Source organism: Brakhagea slesvicensis, assembly GCF_052161625.1.
GTDB lineage: Bacteria > Planctomycetota > Planctomycetia > Pirellulales > Pirellulaceae > JBKCUI01.
The window spans coordinates 2,865,044-2,883,620 of the sequence record NZ_CP197412.1 but is presented as its reverse complement, the minus strand read 5'-3'; the positions used below and the strand labels follow the sequence as shown (position 1 = coordinate 2,883,620).

General features: G+C 55.5%; 11 protein-coding genes. 10 read left to right on the top strand and 1 reads right to left on the bottom strand.

Features of this window, described 5'->3' with window-relative positions:
- Positions 1-157 precede the first annotated feature (157 nt).
- From SH467x_RS10825 to SH467x_RS10815, 3 genes are all read left to right on the top strand, one after another.
- Positions 158-2,854 carry a PSD1 and planctomycete cytochrome C domain-containing protein gene (locus SH467x_RS10825; protein ID WP_482371286.1) on the top strand — a complete coding sequence of 899 codons (2,697 nt, stop codon included), beginning with the start codon at positions 158-160 and terminating at the stop codon, positions 2,852-2,854.
- Positions 2,832-4,310 (top strand): DUF1501 domain-containing protein, encoded by a 1,479-nt coding sequence (locus SH467x_RS10820; protein WP_482371285.1) that lies wholly within the window; start codon positions 2,832-2,834, stop codon positions 4,308-4,310. The genes SH467x_RS10825 and SH467x_RS10820 overlap by 23 nt, the downstream gene beginning before the upstream one ends.
- Positions 4,311-4,373: 63 nt before the next feature.
- Entirely contained in the window at positions 4,374-5,729 is a 1,356-nt protein-coding gene (locus SH467x_RS10815) for a hypothetical protein (RefSeq protein ID WP_482371284.1), read from the top strand.
- A gap of 7 nt (positions 5,730-5,736) precedes the next feature.
- On the opposite strand, the gene SH467x_RS10810 is transcribed toward SH467x_RS10815, so the two are convergent.
- Positions 5,737-6,309, bottom strand: coding sequence for a DJ-1/PfpI family protein (locus SH467x_RS10810; RefSeq protein WP_482371361.1), 573 nt, complete (start codon positions 6,307-6,309; stop codon positions 5,737-5,739).
- Between the two features lie 525 nt (positions 6,310-6,834).
- On the opposite strand from SH467x_RS10810, the gene SH467x_RS10805 reads away from it, so the two are divergent.
- From SH467x_RS10805 to SH467x_RS10775, 7 genes are all read left to right on the top strand, one after another.
- Positions 6,835-7,914, top strand: a complete 1,080-nt coding sequence (locus SH467x_RS10805; protein WP_482371283.1) for a DUF1559 family PulG-like putative transporter — start codon at positions 6,835-6,837, stop codon at positions 7,912-7,914.
- Between the two features lie 15 nt (positions 7,915-7,929).
- Positions 7,930-8,418: a transthyretin-like family protein gene (locus SH467x_RS10800; protein ID WP_482371282.1), complete on the top strand. Its 489-nt coding sequence runs from the start codon at positions 7,930-7,932 to the stop codon at positions 8,416-8,418.
- A complete protein-coding gene (locus SH467x_RS10795) occupies positions 8,415-9,557 on the top strand; it encodes a serine hydrolase domain-containing protein (protein ID WP_482371281.1) in 1,143 nt (380 codons plus the stop codon). Before SH467x_RS10800 ends, SH467x_RS10795 begins: the two co-directional genes overlap by 4 nt.
- A 225-nt stretch (positions 9,558-9,782) precedes the next feature.
- On the top strand, positions 9,783-12,122 hold the full coding sequence (locus tag SH467x_RS10790) for a DUF1592 domain-containing protein (protein WP_482371280.1): 2,340 nt from the start codon (positions 9,783-9,785) through the stop codon (positions 12,120-12,122).
- Positions 12,112-13,482 (top strand): DUF1552 domain-containing protein, encoded by a 1,371-nt coding sequence (locus SH467x_RS10785; protein ID WP_482371279.1) that lies wholly within the window; start codon positions 12,112-12,114, stop codon positions 13,480-13,482. Before SH467x_RS10790 ends, SH467x_RS10785 begins: the two co-directional genes overlap by 11 nt.
- Before the next feature lie 152 nt (positions 13,483-13,634).
- Positions 13,635-15,062, top strand: coding sequence for a M28 family metallopeptidase (locus SH467x_RS10780; RefSeq protein WP_482371278.1), 1,428 nt, complete (start codon positions 13,635-13,637; stop codon positions 15,060-15,062).
- A gap of 102 nt (positions 15,063-15,164) precedes the next feature.
- A complete protein-coding gene (locus SH467x_RS10775; protein WP_482371277.1) occupies positions 15,165-18,524 on the top strand; it encodes a DUF6797 domain-containing protein in 3,360 nt (1,119 codons plus the stop codon).
- Positions 18,525-18,577 lie beyond the last annotated feature (53 nt).

Here is an 18,577-nt window from a genome sequence, read left to right as displayed (position 1 = left end):
AGCCCTATGCAATTCACTGCTTGCAATTCACTGAGTGCAAAACATGGGTTGCAACACATCGCGTGCGGTTCACCGGGAGATAGACTATAGTAGAACGGAACGGGTGGCTAGCGCCGCGCCAAATCCACCTCCCGCCTCACTCTCCCACCCATTCCCCATGCGTCTCATCGTGCGTGCCGTCCCCCTCCCGCTTGCCTGGATGATCGCGATCCTTGCGTCCGCTCCATTGCCCATGGCTGCGGCGATCGACTACGAAAAAGACATCAAGGCCATCTTCGCCGAGCGCTGTTTTGCTTGCCATGGCGTACTCAAGCAAGAGGCTGGGCTTCGCCTAGACACGGCGGCCTTCATGAAGTCCGGTGGAGATAGTGGACCCGCCATCACACCAGGAACTTCCAGTAGCAGCCTGGTATGGTCTCGCGTCTCCTCGTCGGACCCGGATCTCCGCATGCCGCCCGAAGGTGAGCCCCTAAAGCCCGCGCAGATTGCGGCGATCGAGCAGTGGATCCAATCCGGCGCCCCAGCTCCGGAACAGGAGGAACCGGAGCAAGATCCAGAACGGCATTGGTCCTTCCAACCTCCCGTACGTCCAGTGGTTCCGACCCTCTCACCCACTTTGGAAGAGACACTCCATCCTATCGACGCCTTCATCGCAGAGAAGCAGCGAATCGCAGGCGTTCAATCCGTCGGCCCCCTCGACCAACGCCTTTGGCTTCGACGCGTTTCGCTCGACCTGACAGGCTTGCCACCTACCGATGCCGAACAAAATGCGTTCCTGGAAGATCATTCCCCGGAGGCGCGCAGCAAGGTCATCGATCGCTTGCTCGAAAGTCCTCAATACGCTGAACGGTGGGGACGCCACTGGATGGATATTTGGCGCTACAGCGATTGGTGGGGCCTCGGTGCAGAGGTGCGCAATTCACAGAAGCACATGTGGCATTGGCGAGACTGGATCATCGAGTCCCTCCATGAAGACAAAGGCTATGACCAGATGATCCGAGAGATGCTCGCAGCCGATGAACTCTATCCCGAGGACACGAATCGATTGCGTGCGACAGGTTACTTGGCACGGCAGTACTTCAAATTCAACCGAACGACTTGGATGGACGAAACGATCGAACACACCTTTAAAGGGATGCTCGGTCTCACCGCCAACTGCTCGAAGTGTCACGACCATAAGTACGACCCGATCACGCAACAAAACTACTACGAGCTGCGCGCGATATTCGAGCCTTACCAAGTCCGAATGGATATCAACGGAGACGAGACCGATCTACAGAAAGATGGAATCCCGCGCGCCTTCGACTGCAATCTGGATGCCCCCACCTATCTGCATGTACGAGGAGACGAACGGAACCCGCAAACGGACCAACCGCTCGTGCCTAACGTCCCTGGCTTTCTTGCTGCCACCGCTCCTTTTGAAGTGAAACCGGTCGAGCTACCTGTTCGTGCAGTGCATCCAGGTGTTCGAGATGAAATTGTCGCGGCATATCGAAAACGAGCCATTCGAAATCAAGAGAAAGCAACAGCCGCTGTCGATGAGATGAATAAGGACAGCGAAGCGAAAGCACCTCTGGAACGCGAGATCCTCCTTCTGAAGAAGTCGATCGCAGACCAAGAGCTGCAATCCATCGACCTTCGCCACGCCGCGGATCGCGTGCGTTATCTGGGTGAAACACTTGAGGTATCTGCGGATCAAGCGATTTCGGACGCGGCTCGCGCGGTAACCCAGCTGGCGGTCTCCCGCGCCGAATTGGCATGCAAAGAGCTCGAATGCCAAGCATCGAAAGAGACCGATGACAAGAAGAAGGAAGATCTTTCTAAGAAACAGGAAGCCGCGAACAAGCAGCTGGATGAAGCTCGCAAGAAGCATGAGTCGCCAGGAACCAACTACCCGAGCTTGATCGGTTCCGAAAAGACCGCCGAATCCAACGTGGAAACCGAGGAATCCCGAAAGAAGCCCTTCCCGAAGCAATCGACCGGCCGCCGTTCGGCGTTAGCTCGATGGATTGCCAGCGACAAGAACCCGCTCACGGCGCGCGTGGCAGTCAATCACCTTTGGTCAAGACACTTCGGTGCACCACTTGTTCCGACCGTTTTTGACTTTGGCCGCAAGGGTTCGCCTCCCACGCATCCCGAGTTATTGGACTGGCTCGCGGTCGAATTCATGGAGAGCGGTTGGAGCATGAAGCACATGCACCGCCTCATGTTGACGTCCTCTCTTTACGCTCGAACATCGTCTTCCAAGGGGGCGACGGAGGAGACGTTGCGATCGGATCGCGAGAACCGATTGTATTGGCGAATGAATCCCATCCGGATGGAGTCGCAAGTCGTTCGCGATAGCTTGCTCGCACTCGCCGGTGAGCTCGACATGAAAATGGGAGGGCCATCCGTTCCTGTGAGCGATACGATGTCGAAGCGACGGAGCCTTTACTACTTCCACTCCAAAAACGAGCACAATCAGCTTCTCTCGGTCTTCGACGATGCGAATGTCCTGGACTGCTATCGAAGAGCGACTTCGATCGTCCCGCAACAAGCGTTAGCGTTGGAAAATAGCCAGTTAACGCAGGACTTGGCGATCCAGATTGCCAAACGGCTCGAGACAACGATACCCGACTCCAACACGTCGGATCGGGACTTTGTGATGCAAGCGTTTCGCAAGCTGTTGGGGTATGAACCCAACGAGCAAGAAATCGAGCGATCGATCCGTTTCTTGGATTCCCTGCGGCGGCCATCGCAGGGAGATCCTGACGGCGGTCAGAATTCGGACAACCAGAAAGACGATACGCTTCCTCCCCCAGCAGCCTTCCTTTTAGCTCTCCTCAACCACAATGACTTCATCACGATTCGATAATCGCCTCGTTGGCCCCAGGAGGCGACGCGCCTTCCTTTCCGATCTTGGGATGGGGTTCACCGGTCTGGCGTTGGGAGCCATGTTAGCCGGCGAACGGAGCGTCCATGGTGCTTTGTCGGATGGCCTTTGGGTCCCACCCGATGGGAAACCTCACTTTGCACCGAAGGCGAAGAGCGTCATTTGGCTCTTCATGAACGGTGGGGTATCGCACATGGAGTCGTTTGATCCGAAGCCGATGCTTACTCAGTATGCGGACAAGTCGATTAGCGAAACACCTTTTGCGGAAGTGCAGAATCCGGACAAGCTCAAACTGGCGCGCGTCACCGTTATCAACGATGCGAATGGCCAACAGAGGAACAAGATTTACCCCCTGCAGGTCGGCTACAAGAAGTATGGAGAATCGGGTATCGAATTGAGCGATTGGGTTCCGCATATCGGTAGCTGCGCAGACGATATCGCCTTCGTGAGATCGATGTGGACCACCGACGACAACCATGGAGCTCAGACGCAGTTCCATTCCGGGCGACACATGCTCGATGGCGAGTTCCCGACGTTGGGGGCTTGGGTCCATTACGGATTGGGGACCCTTAATGAAAACCTTCCGCAATTCCTTTCGATGGGGACTCGCGAGTATTGGAATGCCAGGGATGGTCACTATCTGGGGCCTGCGCATGACGCGATTCCCATTCGCGTCGATCCAGCCAACCCGCTCGACTATGGGACCAGCCATCGCGTGATGAAGGGGGACGCCCAGCGACTTGGTTTCGACTTGGTGCGCGATCTGAACGAGCTTCGGGCGGTCGAGTACCCCGACGATCCGGTCTTGGAGGCGAGGATCCGTTCGTATGAGTTAGCCTTTCGAATGCAAGCTTCGATACCCGAGACATTGCGATTCTCCGATGAGACAGAATCGACGCTCAGCATGTACGGCATCGACGCACCAGAGACCAAAGAGTTTGGCATGCAGATGTTAGCTTGCCGACGTTTCGTCGAGCGTGGGGTGCGGTTCATCCAAGTTCAGCATGGCGGTGGCGGCGCAGGGGCTTGGGATGCCCATGGAGGACTCAAATCCAATCACACGAAGAACTTTCAAGCGGTCGACAAGCCGATTGCGGGATTGCTCAAGGATCTTAAGCAACGAGGGCTGCTCGAGAGCACCATGGTCGTCTTTGCAACCGAATTCGGGCGCACACCTGGAACGCAAGGTTCGGATGGTCGAGATCACCATATCTACGGATTCTCTGTTTGGATGGCTGGGGGAGGGATTCGGGGTGGAGTCGTCCACGGGGCCACCGATGAACTCGGGTTCCACGCCATCGAGGACCGCCACTACGTCACCGATCTTCATGCGACCATACTCCAACAACTGGGATTGGATTCGAGAAAATTGGAGATCCCAGGACGGAAGCGATTGGACATCGATCACGGCGTACCGATCGATGCTATTATTGCGTAGATCATCGGGGCGATTTACGAAGTCTCCCTGCGTACTTGGAGATACCGCCTGACGAGAAACGCTATGGAACGATCGTCGAATCGGAATGGACCGGATTTAGAGACGCTGGGGATCGCCACCACGCCTTGGGGTGGTGCAGGAAAGAAATGGATCTTGCCCCATCGGGATCTAGGACGGTGGCGGCATCTCGGGTGGTTGGCATTCGTCCCTGGCTTGATTCTGCTTCCGTTCGTCTACAACATCTTTCGATTCTTCAACGGATTTGGACTGCAGATCTTTGGCAATCCAAAGGGGAATGGTCCAGCCGGATTCGCGGACTGGATTCCGATCATTATCGTGATTCCCATGGGGCTGGTGTTTCTCGGGATCCTTTGGCAGTTTCTCAAAATTGTGTCGATCGGAGTGGGTGTCCTATCGCAATCGACTCGGACGGAGATTGAGTTGGATGAGAAAGGACTGGCCAGTCATGAAGTCGTGGGCTGGAAAAGATTCCAGAGGCGAGTGAAAGATCGAGAATCATTGCTTTCGCTAGCCGTCGTAACCGGTGAAGAGTGGGCACGCATGCGTCGTCGAAGTAGGTCGGATGCGGGAGCGACCGTTGTACCTCTCCCGGAGCATCTTCGATACATGCTGATCGCCAAGAGGTCTGGTGCCGACATATTTGTCATCACCTTCGGTTATTCCGCTGAGTTGCTCGGTGCCTTGGCCAGGGACATGGGGCAAGTTTTGCGATTGGCTCCTGTTGCCGTTCAGGAGAATGGCGTTGAGTTCATGGGTCAGAGTGAAGCCGGTAGCGAGGACGAATCCGACGAAGCTTGGTCCTCTTTGGCAGCGGGGACCATTCCGACGAAACCGGATGACTCCAAAGTCTCGCTCGAAAAGCGCGAAGATGGTCTCACCATCCAAATCCCGAGCCAAGGATTGCTGAAAGGGTCGAAGGGATTGTTTTTCTTTGCCATTCTCTGGACAACATTTTCGACCTTCATGACCGTGATATTTGCGTTGGCGATGACCGGCGCAATAGCGGGCAAAGTAGATGGGAGCCCTTTGATTGCCGTTTTAGTCATGGGTCTTTTTGAAGTTATCGGCATCGCCATGCTGGTAGCATCGATTCACATGGGAACACGCACATCGACGATCGCAACCAGTTATGGAATGCTGTTCATATCGACGACTTCGATCTTTGGGAAAAAGACGCGGCAATGGGAACGGGAAGGGATCTTCCGGATCGAGTTGGCCCCGAGCGGGATGTCCGTCAACGATCGCCCGGTCATGCAACTCGCGGTCGTCGAAAAGGGGGGCAAAACGTTTGGGTGTCTTACACAGCTCAACGATGCCGAGATCGATTGGATCGCGTACGAACTCAATCAATCGCTAGAGCTTCTCCCGCCGCCGATTGCGACGCCACCTGTTTTATAGGGTGAACCTATGCGGATTTTCCGCAAGCTCGATCGAGGGCTTGAATCCATGGTCCGATGTAGTAGCCGTTATCGTGATAGGTCCGACCGCTGTACATGTGCTGATCAATGACACAGGGCTCATTGACGTAGATACCGCCGCAGACTTCTAGATCGAATTTGCATTTGGCCACGGTTGCCATGCGAAGTCCTTTCACGATGCCAGCTCGAGCAGGAATTTCGACTCCGTGGCAAACACTTGCGCAGGGCTTCTTATTCTCCCAGAACCAGCGAGTGATACGGAGCAGATCTTGATCTTCGCGGATGTATTCGGGAGCGCGGCCACCGCTGAAGAAGATACCGACATACTCTTCGGGCTTGATGTCCTGGAATGCGATGTCGGCTTGGATCGTATAGCCTTCCCATTCCTTGGTGATAGTCCAACCTGGTTTCACTTCGTGCATCACCATGTTGTAGAGTCGCTTCTCGGGAGCCGCGACGACGGGTTGGTATCCCCCTTCGATCAACCGGTAGTAGGGATAGAGTGTGTCGACGGTTTCAGTCGCATCTCCGACGATGATCAAAACTTTTGGTCGGTTCATATTTTGAGGAAATCCGAGAGAGGAAACGAGGGTGGAGGCAGCATCCCAATCGGAGGCGGCCACCGCGGACAGCGACGTCCCTGCGGTTTGCAGGAGGAAGCCTCGACGGTCGATGGTCATAGCAGACAGCTCTATTGGGAAGGCATCGAATGGGTGGGTTGCTAATTAGTATAGCGGATCATCCCTCTTGGTCGCCCCCAAGCCCCTAGCCCTCTATCCTCGGCACTCGCGGGCTTATCGCTTACAGCGGAAGCCCTTGACCGTGTTGCTTCCTGGCCCCCCCTCACCGCCGAAAGTCAATCCGTCGTATTTGCTGGCGGACAGAAAGGTCTCGGGGGAGGGATCTATTCGTGGGTCGTGTTGGAAAAGTTCATCGCCTTGCATTTCCTCGAAATGCAAATGCGAACGCCCTCCTTCGCCCACATTTTTCCAAAAGATCTAACGATTGGAACGGGATCTGCCTTACCGATTGGTCAACGAATCGGTCTCTATCAGTCGAACGCTTTGGAAGAGGAAAGATCTTTTATGAAAAGTCGCATGCTGGTTCGCAGGGATGTTCATGCTGCGAATAGTGGTTGGAATCGAGTACGCGGATTCACCCTGGTGGAATTGCTCGTGGTGATTGCGATCATCGGGATATTGGTAGGTCTGCTTTTGCCGGCCGTGCAAGCAGCGAGGGAAGCAGCGAGGCGGATGCAGTGCAGCAATAACCTCAAGCAATTATCGTTGTCGCTTCACAATTACGAATCCGCCTATCGCCGATTCCCGATCGGCTACACCGACAATTTCGCCAACAGTGGCGCGCCGGCCGGAGTTCCCGGCGCCGATGGTGGATGGTCCTGGATGTCGGCGGTCCTTCCTTTTATCGAGCAAGGGGCTTTGTATCAAACATTGGACTTGCGTTACGCACCGTATGGAACTCCAGGAACCGTTTCCGACCCGCAAGGCCGCAACAACGACGCGTGCCGAACCCCGATCGCGTCGTTTCGATGCCCTTCGGACCTTGCACCACTAACGCGACCGATTAATGCCAACTCACCGGGGGGGATCGATGCGATAGCGATCACCAGCTATTGCGGCTCCATGGGTCCTTTCGACGGTGCCAATTGCGGCGTGGAGGCAGGCAATCGCATGGGTCCGGAAGCGAGAAACACCGGTCTGCTCGTCGTGAATCGACCGCGGAGCATCGGTGAAATCATCGATGGAACATCCAATACGATCGCGATTGGGGAGGTGAGTTGGCGACCGCTGAACGCCGCAGGCCAAGGCTCCGATCGTCAATTCATTCTCGGCAACGTGATCACCACCGGTGCAGTGAATTGCAATAACAATGGCCCCGGAACCAATGGAGCATTCCTTCATCTTCGCTCCACGCGCAAGAAGCTCAATGGCCCCGTGGTGGGGGGGGACAAGCATCGATCGTTCCATAGCTATCACACAGGTGGGGCCAATTTTGCGTTAGGTGATGGCTCGGTTCGCTTCATCAGCGAGAACATTCAACACACCAACACCAATTACACGGCAGCGACGCTCAATGGCCCCTACGGGACGTATCAGAGTCTCGCTGGAATCAACGACGGTCAAGTCATTTCGGAAGAGTTCTAGAGTCGATTGGAACGGATGAACCTCGTGAGCGAATACAAACGAAGGAGTTTGGCTGTGCATTACTTTTCTACGATGAATCGATCCTCCTGTTTTGTCGCGATAGCCCTTTGCGTTGCGACATGGACTGGTTGTGGAGATGGTGGCCCTGAGCTTGCTTCGGTGACAGGAGTTGTCACGATCGATGGCCAGCCGATACCGAATGCTGTGTTGACGTTCGTCCCAGCAGAAGGCTCTCCCTCCTACGGGCAGACCAGCCGCGACGGGCGCTTCTCACTCATGTTCACCGATACGAAACGAGGTGCCATGGTGGGACCTCACCAAGTCAGTATCGAAGTGCAACGCATTTCCAAAGAAGAGTTGGCGGAGATGAAAGCGCAAGGCATGGAGGTACCCGACAAAACGGTGGAGATTCCGAAGGCTTATAGGCAGCCAGGTGCATTGACAGCCGAGGTGAAGCGAGGTAGCAATGCTATCGACTTTCACCTTGAGGCTAAAACCAAATGAATCGCCGAGTCTTCCTCTCTCAATCGATCGCCGCTGCGTCGGTAGGAGCCACGATGTCTTCGTCCACGACGTCTTCGTCCGCGTTGTCTTCATCAGTGTTCGGCAGCGAACTTTCTTGGCAAAAAATCGTCGAGCCGCTGCGCGATGCCGTCGCGCGCGGGCAAGTTCGATCGGCTGCTTTTTATGGTCGGTTCGGAGGAGCCGTCTATGGCGAATCGTTTGGAGACGCGAAGGATCAGCATGCTTCCTTTCTACTCGGTTCGATTTCCAAGCCGATTGCGATCGCGGCTGTCATGTCGTTCTATGACGAAGGGGCGATTCAATTGAGCGATCCGGTCAGCAAGTTCCTTCCGGAGTTTCGAGGGGACGGGCGCGAAGCCGTGACGATACAACATCTGCTCACCCACGTGTCTGGGTTGCCCGATCAAGTTCCCGAGAATGCGGAGTTGCGACGGGGGCAAGCGCCGTTAGGTCGATTTGTGGCAGCGGCGCTCCAGTTGAAACCTGCGTTCAAACCTGGGACAGCGTACGAGTACTCGAGCATGGGCATTCTTTTGGCTTGTGAGATCGCCCAGCGTCTCTCGGGGATAACCATCGATCGCTTGGTGAACGACAAGGTGACCAAGCCCTTGGGAATGTCCGATTCGTCTTTGGGAGTCTCCGGATTGAGTTCCGAGCAGCTGGTTTCGGTCCAAACCGAATTCGGAGCTCCCGAAGCGGGCGGAGGTTCCGCCGAATCCAAAAGCTGGGATTGGAACAGTCCGTTTTGGCGGCAACTTGGGGCCCCATGGGGAGGAATGCACAGTTCCGCTACAGACGTCGGCAAATTCTTGGAGACTTTTTTGAGACACGACGGGAAGATTTTGAAGCCCGAGACCAGCCGTCTCATGGTTCAGAATTTCAACCCCAAGGGATTACCGACTCGGGGATTGGGCTTGGACGTCGGGTTCGAAGAGTTGAAGTTAACCGGATTGGAGCGCGCTTTTGGGCATACAGGATCCACCGGCACCATAGGCTGGGCCGATCCGGCACACGATCGCGTGTGCGTGGTTCTGACATCTCTTCCCGCACGCGCTCTCGAAGTCCATCCGAGACTGTTGGTCACGGAGCGTTTTTGCGGTCTTGCGCAGAACAACTAACAGCGAATCCAGCTTGGGACCGACGAGTCCTGTGGATATACTAGGGGCGGCTCCCCCCGCCTCCCCGATCGCTGTTGCGCGATAGTGCGACCGTGTCCCGCCTTCCCTACCGAACGAATTCAGCTGGAATTGGCTATGCGTCTTTTTGATCTCCGGAACGTGCTGCATGGATCGATATGCAGTGCCCTAGGTCTTCTAACCCCAATCTCTTTCCTTGCCTGCCAGATGGCTAGTGCGCAGGAAGTCCCGCCGGCTCAAGCAGTTGCCGAAGGAGATCTGGACTCGCGACTCAATCGCGAGTTCAGCGATGAGATTCGCAAGCTCCTCGTCACCCATTGCGGCGATTGCCATATGGGGGATGCCAACGAAGCGGGCGTGAATTTCGAGGACTACACCTCGATCGACAAGATTCGAGAGCACGCGAGCACTTGGGAGCAAGTCCGCGGGGTTGTCCGAGCGGACGCCATGCCACCGCCCGAAGACTCGGAAATGAAGCCGGAAGAGCGGAAGAAGTTGGTCGATTGGATTCAAAGGGCACTCCACGAGACCGACTGCAATTGCGAAATCAAAACCCCACCGGTCACGCTCCGACGTCTCAACCAAGTCGAATACGACAACACCGTACGGGATTTGCTTCAACTCGATGTGCTCCCATCCAAAGACATCGGCTTTGTTTCCGACGACGTTGGGAACGGCTTCGACAATCAAGGAGAGGTGCTTACGCTCCCTCCGATCGTGATGGAAAAGTACATGCAGTCCGCCGCGTACTTGGCCAAGAAGACGATTGAGATCGACCGGGAGAAGCTCCGTAACCAACGCTTCGACGGCGTTCAGCTTACCTATTCGCAGGACCATCGCGTACCGATGCACTTGGCAGCGGGTCGTTACAACCTCAGCATTCGCATGCGATTTGGGGACAATCAGCCCGACAAATGCTTCGTCCTTTTGTTCATCAACGGGGAAAAGCATCGCGAATGGGAAGTCTCGACCCGAGGCCAGAACTTCGATGTCGATTTCGAGGCCACCGAAGGGACCAATGAAATTTTGATCGCTTACGAAAGCGATGAGGAGCCATCCAAAAGGGGGGACGGTGCACGGCGATTGATTGTCGATTCCTTCCGCACCCGGGGGCCATTTCAAGGCGAGCCTGCATTCCCGAAGCGACACCAAGATATCGTGATCGCGTACCCGGAACAAAAAGATTCACCCGAGGGATCCGAGATCGGATTTCAAGAAGCTTCGCGACGCGTCTTCACCGGATTCTTGAAGCGCGCGTATCGCCGTCCACCATCCTCGGAGGATGTCGAGGCAATTGTTCGAGTTTGCGAGGCGGCAAAGGAAGCGGGCTTCACCTATCTCGAGTCGATTCAGTATGGCGTGCAAGCTGCGTTGGTTTCACCGAACTTCCTCTTCCGACACGAACCTCCTGTAGATGGCGTAGCGACCATCGACGACTATGCGTTGGCCACGCGGCTGTCGTACTTCCTCTGGTCCACCATGCCCGATGCGGAACTGATGGGATTGGCCGATGCAGGCAAGCTGCGCGAACCGGAAGTGTTGAAGGGGCAGGTCAAACGGATGCTCGATAGCGATCGCTCCGAAGCGTTGGTCAAAGGATTCTTCGCCCAGTGGCTTGGGATGAGGAACTTGCCCAAGATCGACATCGACAAGACCAAATACCCGGGTTGGAACGACCGGCTCCGAGCATCGATGATGAAGGAAACCGAGCTCTTCTGCCAGTACTTGTTACGAGAAGGAAAAATCGACGATATCACGTCGGCCGACTTCACCTTCGTCAATCCACGCTTGGCCGAGTTCTACGGAGTGTCTTACGGAGACCAAGATCCAGCCAAGATGTTTCGGGGACGGGGCGGGCGAGGGGGCGATTCGCGCCGCCAAGGGCTTTATGAAAAAGAAGACGATTGGATCCGCGCCAAACTGCCGGAACAGCGACTCGGATTGCTTACCCAAGCCGCAGTCCTTTCGCTAACGTCGAATCCTGCCCGAACCTCCCCTGTCAAACGAGGGAAATGGGTTTTGGAAAGCATTTTGGGGGATCCACCTCCATCGGCACCTCCGAACGTCCCCACCTTGGAGGAAGGAAACCATGAGCAGGGAGCGACGTTGCGGGAGCGTTTAGAAATTCACCGCAGCAATCCAAGCTGTGCGGGCTGCCACAAAATATTGGACCCGATTGGCTTAGGCTTGGAGAATTTCGATGCAATTGGTCGATGGAGAGAGAAGGAAGATAACCAGCCGATCGACGCCAAGGGTGAGCTGACCGACGGTAGCACCTTTGAAACCCCTAGACAACTGGTTAGTATTTTGAGTAAGAAGCAGGACCAAATCCTGCTCAACTTGGCCCAACGGATGATGACGTATTCGCTTGGCCGGGGATTGCAACGCGAAGATCGTTGTGCAATCGACCGCGTCATCGCGTATACTGAGTCGAATCACCGCACCGTCCGGTCCCTCGTCGAGGCGATCGTTTTGAGCGGATCCTTCCAACAAACCCCCACCTTAAATCCCTCTCCCGACTTAGGAGCTTCTGCGGATGTCCAATAACGAATTCTCTGTACGTTTAGATCGATCCGGGAAAAGCACTTCTATCAGTCGCCGCACTCTGTTGCGCGCGATGGGAGTGAGCATGGCTTTGCCATCCCTGGGATTGATGCGGCCATCCAGCGCGGTTGCCAATGAAGTGGCGAAGGCCCCGGTACGATTGGCATGGATCTTCTTCCCCAACGGCACCAACGCCGAGCGATGGCTACCGAAGGGGTCGGGCAAGGATTGGGAATTATCCCCCAGCTTGGCTCCCCTGGCCGCCAACCGCGGTGACTTCAACGTCCTCAAAGGGCTTGCTCAAGTCAACGCGCAGTCTCTCGGAGACGGGCCGGGCGATCATGCTCGCAGCGCTGCAGCGTTCTTGACCGGCGCGCATCCATTCAAAACCGATGGATCGAAGATCAAAGTAGGTCGTTCGGTCGACCAAATCGCAGCCGATGTCTATGGTCGTGCTACGCGATTGGCTTCGATTGAACTCGGTACCGAAGAGGGACGCGATGCTGGCGGGTGCGACTCCGGATATTCCTGTGCGTACTCGAACAACATTTCGTGGCGAGGAGAATCGCTGCCAACAGGGAAAGAAATCAGCCCTCAAAAGGCGTTTCAGCGTCTCTTTGGCAATGCCGCCAACCAAGAATCGATGAGCGATCGTCAGCAAAAGATGCAACGAAGCATCTTGGACTTTGTTTCCGATCAGCGTCAACAGTTGGAACGCATCTCAGGCGCGGAGGACCATCGCAAGCTGGACGAATACTTCACCAGTATTCGCGAGATCGAGCAACGCATGACACGCTTCACCATTCCGGTCCAACTACCAGATGGAACCCTGGAGCCCAAGTCGAAGCCGGAGAACATCACCGAACATATTCGATTGATGTACGACATGATGGTCTTGGCATTCCAAACCGATACCACACGGTTGGCCAGCTTCATGCTCGCGAACGAAGGTAGCAACCGTACGTTCCCGATGATCGAGGTAAAGGATGGGCACCACTCCCTCTCCCACCACGAGAACAACCAGTCCAAAATCGGGGACATCGCCAAGATCGATACCTATTACTCCGAGCAGTTCTCCTACTTCCTCAACAAGATGCGAGAGACCAAGGAAGCCGACGGTTCGTCGCTCCTCGATAACTCCTTCATCGTGTACGGCGGATGCATTTCGGACGGAAACCGTCACGATCACCACAATCTCCCTGTGCTGTTAGCCGGACGCGGAGGCCGTGGCATCGAGACAGGACGATTGATCGATTTCCCTGAATACACTCCGATGAACAACCTCTATTCGACGATGCTCGAGCATATCGGGATGAACGACATCGTGTTCGGAGACGGAAATGGAAAGGTCGTTTTGAGCTAATCAACGATCCGATCCATTCACAGAACTCAGACAGCCGAGGCGACCGATCGCTTCGGCTGTTTTTGTTTCCGTGCCGCCATCGACAGCGAATACAATGCGAGAGAGTTTCCATCTGCACTATTGCCCCGTCGCTACTTGCGAGAGACGATCCTATGCGCATTTGTATTTTGTCGTTGATTGGTTTTGCGTTGGCCTTTCCTGCGAGCGCAACAAGTTCTGCCCAAGAGAACGAGCCCGCGAAAAGAGAGCTACCCGCTGGCGCCGAGACGATTCGCGAGTCCAAAGTGGCTGGAACCGTTTCCTTTTTGGCTAGCGATGAGTTAGCCGGTCGCGGCACCGGTTCTCCAGAATTCGAAGTGGCAGCGGCCTATGTCGTATCCCGATTCCGATCCGCAGGCCTCCAAGGGGCTGGGGATGAAGGAACATTCTTTCATGTAACCAAACAGACGCTGAAGCAACTTCCTGGTGAAGCAACCCTTCGATCGGGAGCTGGCGAATCGATTCCAATCCTGGGAATCTTGGGTGCTTCGGATGAGAAAGCCGCGTATCGCGGCCCGCTTCAAGCCATCGAGCTTGCCAATGCGAGCGACCTCAAGGACTTGCCTTCGTTTGTTGTCGGGGAGTTTGAGCCCACCGGCAAAGGGGCGCGCGCCATGGCGCAACTGAGTCGGCTTGCACAGAGTTTGGAGTCAGCAGGGGCGAAGGGTTTGATTCTCCGAACCGACGGATCGAGCGAGTGGGCCACGCTGGCCAAAGAGATGCAAGGGAAGGCGAGGATGGAAGCGAGGCTTCCGATTCGCATCCCGATTTTGCTGATCGATCGACAGTCAAAGGTCCCCGATCAGATTGAAACAATCGTGCCACCGGCTCGCCAAGTGGAGCAAGCGATGCGAAACGTCATGGCCGTGATCCCTGGGAGCGATCCCACTCTTTCCAAAGAGGCCATCCTCTTTTCGGCTCACTTGGACCACCTCGGCCAGGGGATCCCCAGTGCACCGCATGACGGCCAGCAGGATGTGATCTTTAACGGGGCAGATGACGACGCCTCGGGCGTGACAGCTGTCCTCACGTTGGCAGATGCATTCGCCGCGATGCCAGCGCCACCCAAACGATCCTTGCTTTTTATGACTTTTTGGGGAGAGGAGTCGGGGTTGCTCGGTTCTAAGGCTTATGTGGATCGTCCCACCTGGCCTCTCGAGTCGATTATTGCCAACGTCAATATCGAGATGATCGGGCGTCCCGAGGACGGAGCACGAGGCAAGATTTGGGTGACTGGTTGGAACGAATCGGACTTGGGCCCTTTGATGCGTGAATCGGCGAGCCGATGGGGTGTCGAGATTTTTGAGCACCCCAAGTTCAGCGCTATGCTTTATCGCTCCAGCGACAACTGGTCCTTTGCCCAGCGCGGGGTGATTGCTCACAGTTTTTCTGCCGGTTCGCTGCATGCAGACTATCACCAAGTGGATGACGAGTGGGATAGGTTGGAGATCCCCCACATGACGCGCGTCATCCAGGGATTGTTCGTCGGCACTCTCGCGTTAGCCGACGGTTCCGTCACACCGAAATCTGCCAAACCATAGCGAACTCCCGCCGATCTATCAGGTAGGATTCAGACGGGGGCTTCCTAGCCCCCGCCGCTTCCTAGCCCCCTTATTCCCTCCCAATCTTTCGCTGTGACGACCATGGTAACCCGAGTCGCCTTATTCACGTTATTGCTCTTTTCGTTGATCGAAAGCTCGGTCTACGCCCAGACGGTTCGCCAAGCGCAGTCCCTGGAGGCATTGCTAAAAGCTGCACCGAAGTCTTGGCTGATTGACGAAATTCGCTCGCGAGGGGATGCAAAGCGAGGCGCCATCCTCTTCCACACTTCGGCGGCCGCCTGCGTGCGGTGCCACGCGATCACTCCGGATCAGACTCCCGTCGGACCAAGGCTTGCTGAGCTTCGAAACCAAGTATCACGCCTGGCAACCGATCGAGCCTATTTGCTCACCGCGTTGCTTGAGCCCTCGCGGGACATTCGTCCTGAGTACCGTGTGAACACGGTTCTCTCCGAGGACGATTCGATCTACTCAGGCTTGATCGTCCGAGAGACGGAAGAAGCGATTGAACTCCGGGCCTCGAGCGATCTGAACCAACTGCATTCGATCCCAAAATCGCAGATCGAATCGCAAGTCGAGTCGAAGGCTTCTTTGATGCCCGATGGATTGATCGGGACACTGCGCGATCAAGGGGAGTTCTACGACCTCGCCGCCTACGTTTTTGCGGTAGCCGAGGGAGGTCTCAAGACCGAGCAGGAGCTCATGCCGAGTTCGGATCAGATTGCCTCCCAGGAAGATTGGCTCGATCTCGACCACAAAGGGATCCTCAAGAAGCTTGCGAAGAAAGACTTTGAAGCCGGCCAATCCATCTACCAGGGCTACTGTATCGACTGCCACGGGCGAGATGGGAACACACCGAATCTCCCGGCCGCACGCGCGTTTGGAAAACAGCCGTTGAAGTTTGGTAGCGATCCGTACCGCATGTTCTTGACCCTCACGAACGGGAACGGATTGATGGGGAGCATGCGTCACTTGACTCCCTATCAGAGATACCAAGTGATTCATTACATCCGCGAAGCCTTCATGAAGCCTTCCAATCCAGACTATACAGCTCTGAACGCAACGTACTTGGACTCGCTGCCAACCGGTTCCAAGATGGGAGATGAGACTCCGGTGATCTCGCGAGACTACGGTGCAGCCCTTGGTTCACAATTGCGAAGGGAGCATCCCAGCGCACTGACCACATCGACCGGTTCCTGGACTGTCTCCTACGATCTGCATTCGATGGACATAGCAGACGTCTGGCGCAATGCGTTTCTCGAACTCTCCGATACCCAGCATCAGAAAGGGCGTGGGGAAGGAGTCGCCGAACCGGGCGCGCCTCCTATCGAAGCGATGATGGGCTGGAAATGGGGACACAACGGGACATTGGATTACGATCGAGAGCATCTGCCTCCACGCGGGCCGATGCCGCGAGATTGGCTCGTGTATCGCGGATACTATCGCCACGATCGCGAGATCATGCTGAGCTACGAAGTCGATCGGCGTCCGGTCTTGGAGAAATTGATTTCCGTGAAGGAGGATTCGAATCGGACATTCGATGCGAACACGCTTCGAAGGCGGATGCGGATAGCGCCCGGCAGAGAGCTCGTTCTGTCCATAGCTCAACAGCCAGGTGCAACGACTAGTTCATTTTCCGTCGAAAAGAAGACTTTTCACCGCGAGGGTCGTGTCTATTCCATCGCTCTGGTAAGACATCGGAGCGACACCACGGCTCCCGGGCTAGATAAAGACTCGCATAGGGTGACAGTCGTTGTCGATTCTGACTCGATACGGGTGGAGATCGACCGAGAAGGACGTGTGGTATGGCACATCCCGGAGTCCGATCGCCCTTTGGAGTGTGAGATTCTTTTGAGTCCTTCGGCATCGGTCAGGCAGGAGCCTGCAAGCTCTGACCAGGCAGAGACGGTTGCAAGATCGATCGCATTGGGTGATTGGTTCGATCGAATTTTGGGGAGATGGAAGGATTCCGATTTCGAGGATTGGAAGCAGGGAAGTGCGTTATGGCCTGAACGCCTTCAAACAGTTGGATATTTGGGGTTGGAACAGGAGGGTTATGCGCTCGACACGATTTCCATTCCCAAATCGAATCCGTGGAATGCCTGGTTGCGAACGGCAGCGATTGATTTTTATTCCGATGGCCGGATGTTGGTGACGACCTATGGCGGAGATGTATGGTTGGTATCAGGCATCGATACGGCATTGAAGCAGATCGAGTGGAAGCGATTTGCATCGGGCCTGTATGAGCCCCTGGGGATCAAGATTGTCAAGGACGTCCCGTACGTCACCTGTAAGGATCGGGTGGTCCGACTGCACGACACCAACGGCGATGACGAGGCCGATTTCTACGAAAACTTCTTCGATGACCCTGACGTTTCAACCCACTTTCACGCGTTCAATTTCGATTTGCAGATCGATCATGAAGGTTGGCTGGTGTATGCAAAAGGTGGACACGGTGCCGATTACTCCATCCCTGGTGCAATCCTTCGCATTTCTCCCGATGGTACGAAGAAAGAGGAGTATGCCACCGGATTTCGCGTTCCGAATGGGATGGGGATCCTACCCGATGGCCGGTTGACTTGTAGTGACAACCAAGGTCAATGGATGCCAGCGTCCAAGATCAATCTCTTGCGAAGAGGCGGCTACTATGGCTGGGTCCCCACTTACGGGCAGAGCGGGAAATGGTCGGCAGATGGTGGAAAGATCGACTTGTCAAAAGTCGTCCCTCCTGACGATTTCGATCGCCCCCTGGTGTGGATTCCCCATGAGCTCGACAATTCATCAGGAGGGCAACTCTGGGCGGGTGATGCGCGTTGGGGCCCCCTGTCTGGGCATCTGCTCCACACAAGCTTTGGGAAAGGTTGGATGTATTACGTCCTAACCCAAGAGGTAGGGGAGCTGACGCAGGGGGCAATTATCAAGCTGCCATTCGATTTCCAGACCGGCATCATGCGAGCTCGGCTCCATCCTCAAGACGGGCAAGTCTACGCGGTGGGATTGCAAGGTTGGAATGGGAGCGGGCGGATTGGATTGCGAGACGAAGGGATCCAACGGCTTCGCTACACCGGGCGCGATTGGAAAATGGTCTCGGATGCAAAGGTAGAGCGGGGAGAGATCGTCCTCCGATTCAATTTCCCGATCTCCGCCGATTCGGTCCAGAGGGAAGGGGCGGTGACCGCCAAGGCCTGGAATTACCGCTGGAGTTCCGCATACGGCTCCGATCGATATTCCCCGACAACCAAGAAGCTCGGTGTGGATTCTCTCGCCATTCCAAAGATTGCATTGGACAAGGATGGGACTGTTTTACGGATCGAAACTCCTGGATTGTGTCCTGTAGATCAGCTTCATTTGACACTTCAACTGAAAGCTCAGGATGGGACTGTGTTTGAAGAAGAGCTGTATTGGACGATTCATGCCATTCCGGAAGATCTGCCCGAAGATTGAGATCAATCACTAAAAAATGGCAATCTCCGCGCCCTGTCGGGGACATTGCCAAG

Coding starts and splice junctions, on each gene's coding strand:
- SH467x_RS10825 (WP_482371286.1), top strand. CDS start 158: ATGCGTCTCATCGTGCGTGCCGTCCCCCTCCCGCTTGCCTGGATGATC.
- SH467x_RS10820 (WP_482371285.1), top strand. CDS start 2,832: ATGACTTCATCACGATTCGATAATCGCCTCGTTGGCCCCAGGAGGCGA.
- SH467x_RS10815 (WP_482371284.1), top strand. CDS start 4,374: ATGGAACGATCGTCGAATCGGAATGGACCGGATTTAGAGACGCTGGGG.
- SH467x_RS10810 (WP_482371361.1), bottom strand. CDS start 6,309: ATGAACCGACCAAAAGTTTTGATCATCGTCGGAGATGCGACTGAAACC.
- SH467x_RS10805 (WP_482371283.1), top strand. CDS start 6,835: ATGAAAAGTCGCATGCTGGTTCGCAGGGATGTTCATGCTGCGAATAGT.
- SH467x_RS10800 (WP_482371282.1), top strand. CDS start 7,930: ATGAACCTCGTGAGCGAATACAAACGAAGGAGTTTGGCTGTGCATTAC.
- SH467x_RS10795 (WP_482371281.1), top strand. CDS start 8,415: ATGAATCGCCGAGTCTTCCTCTCTCAATCGATCGCCGCTGCGTCGGTA.
- SH467x_RS10790 (WP_482371280.1), top strand. CDS start 9,783: ATGGCTAGTGCGCAGGAAGTCCCGCCGGCTCAAGCAGTTGCCGAAGGA.
- SH467x_RS10785 (WP_482371279.1), top strand. CDS start 12,112: ATGTCCAATAACGAATTCTCTGTACGTTTAGATCGATCCGGGAAAAGC.
- SH467x_RS10780 (WP_482371278.1), top strand. CDS start 13,635: ATGCGCATTTGTATTTTGTCGTTGATTGGTTTTGCGTTGGCCTTTCCT.
- SH467x_RS10775 (WP_482371277.1), top strand. CDS start 15,165: ATGGTAACCCGAGTCGCCTTATTCACGTTATTGCTCTTTTCGTTGATC.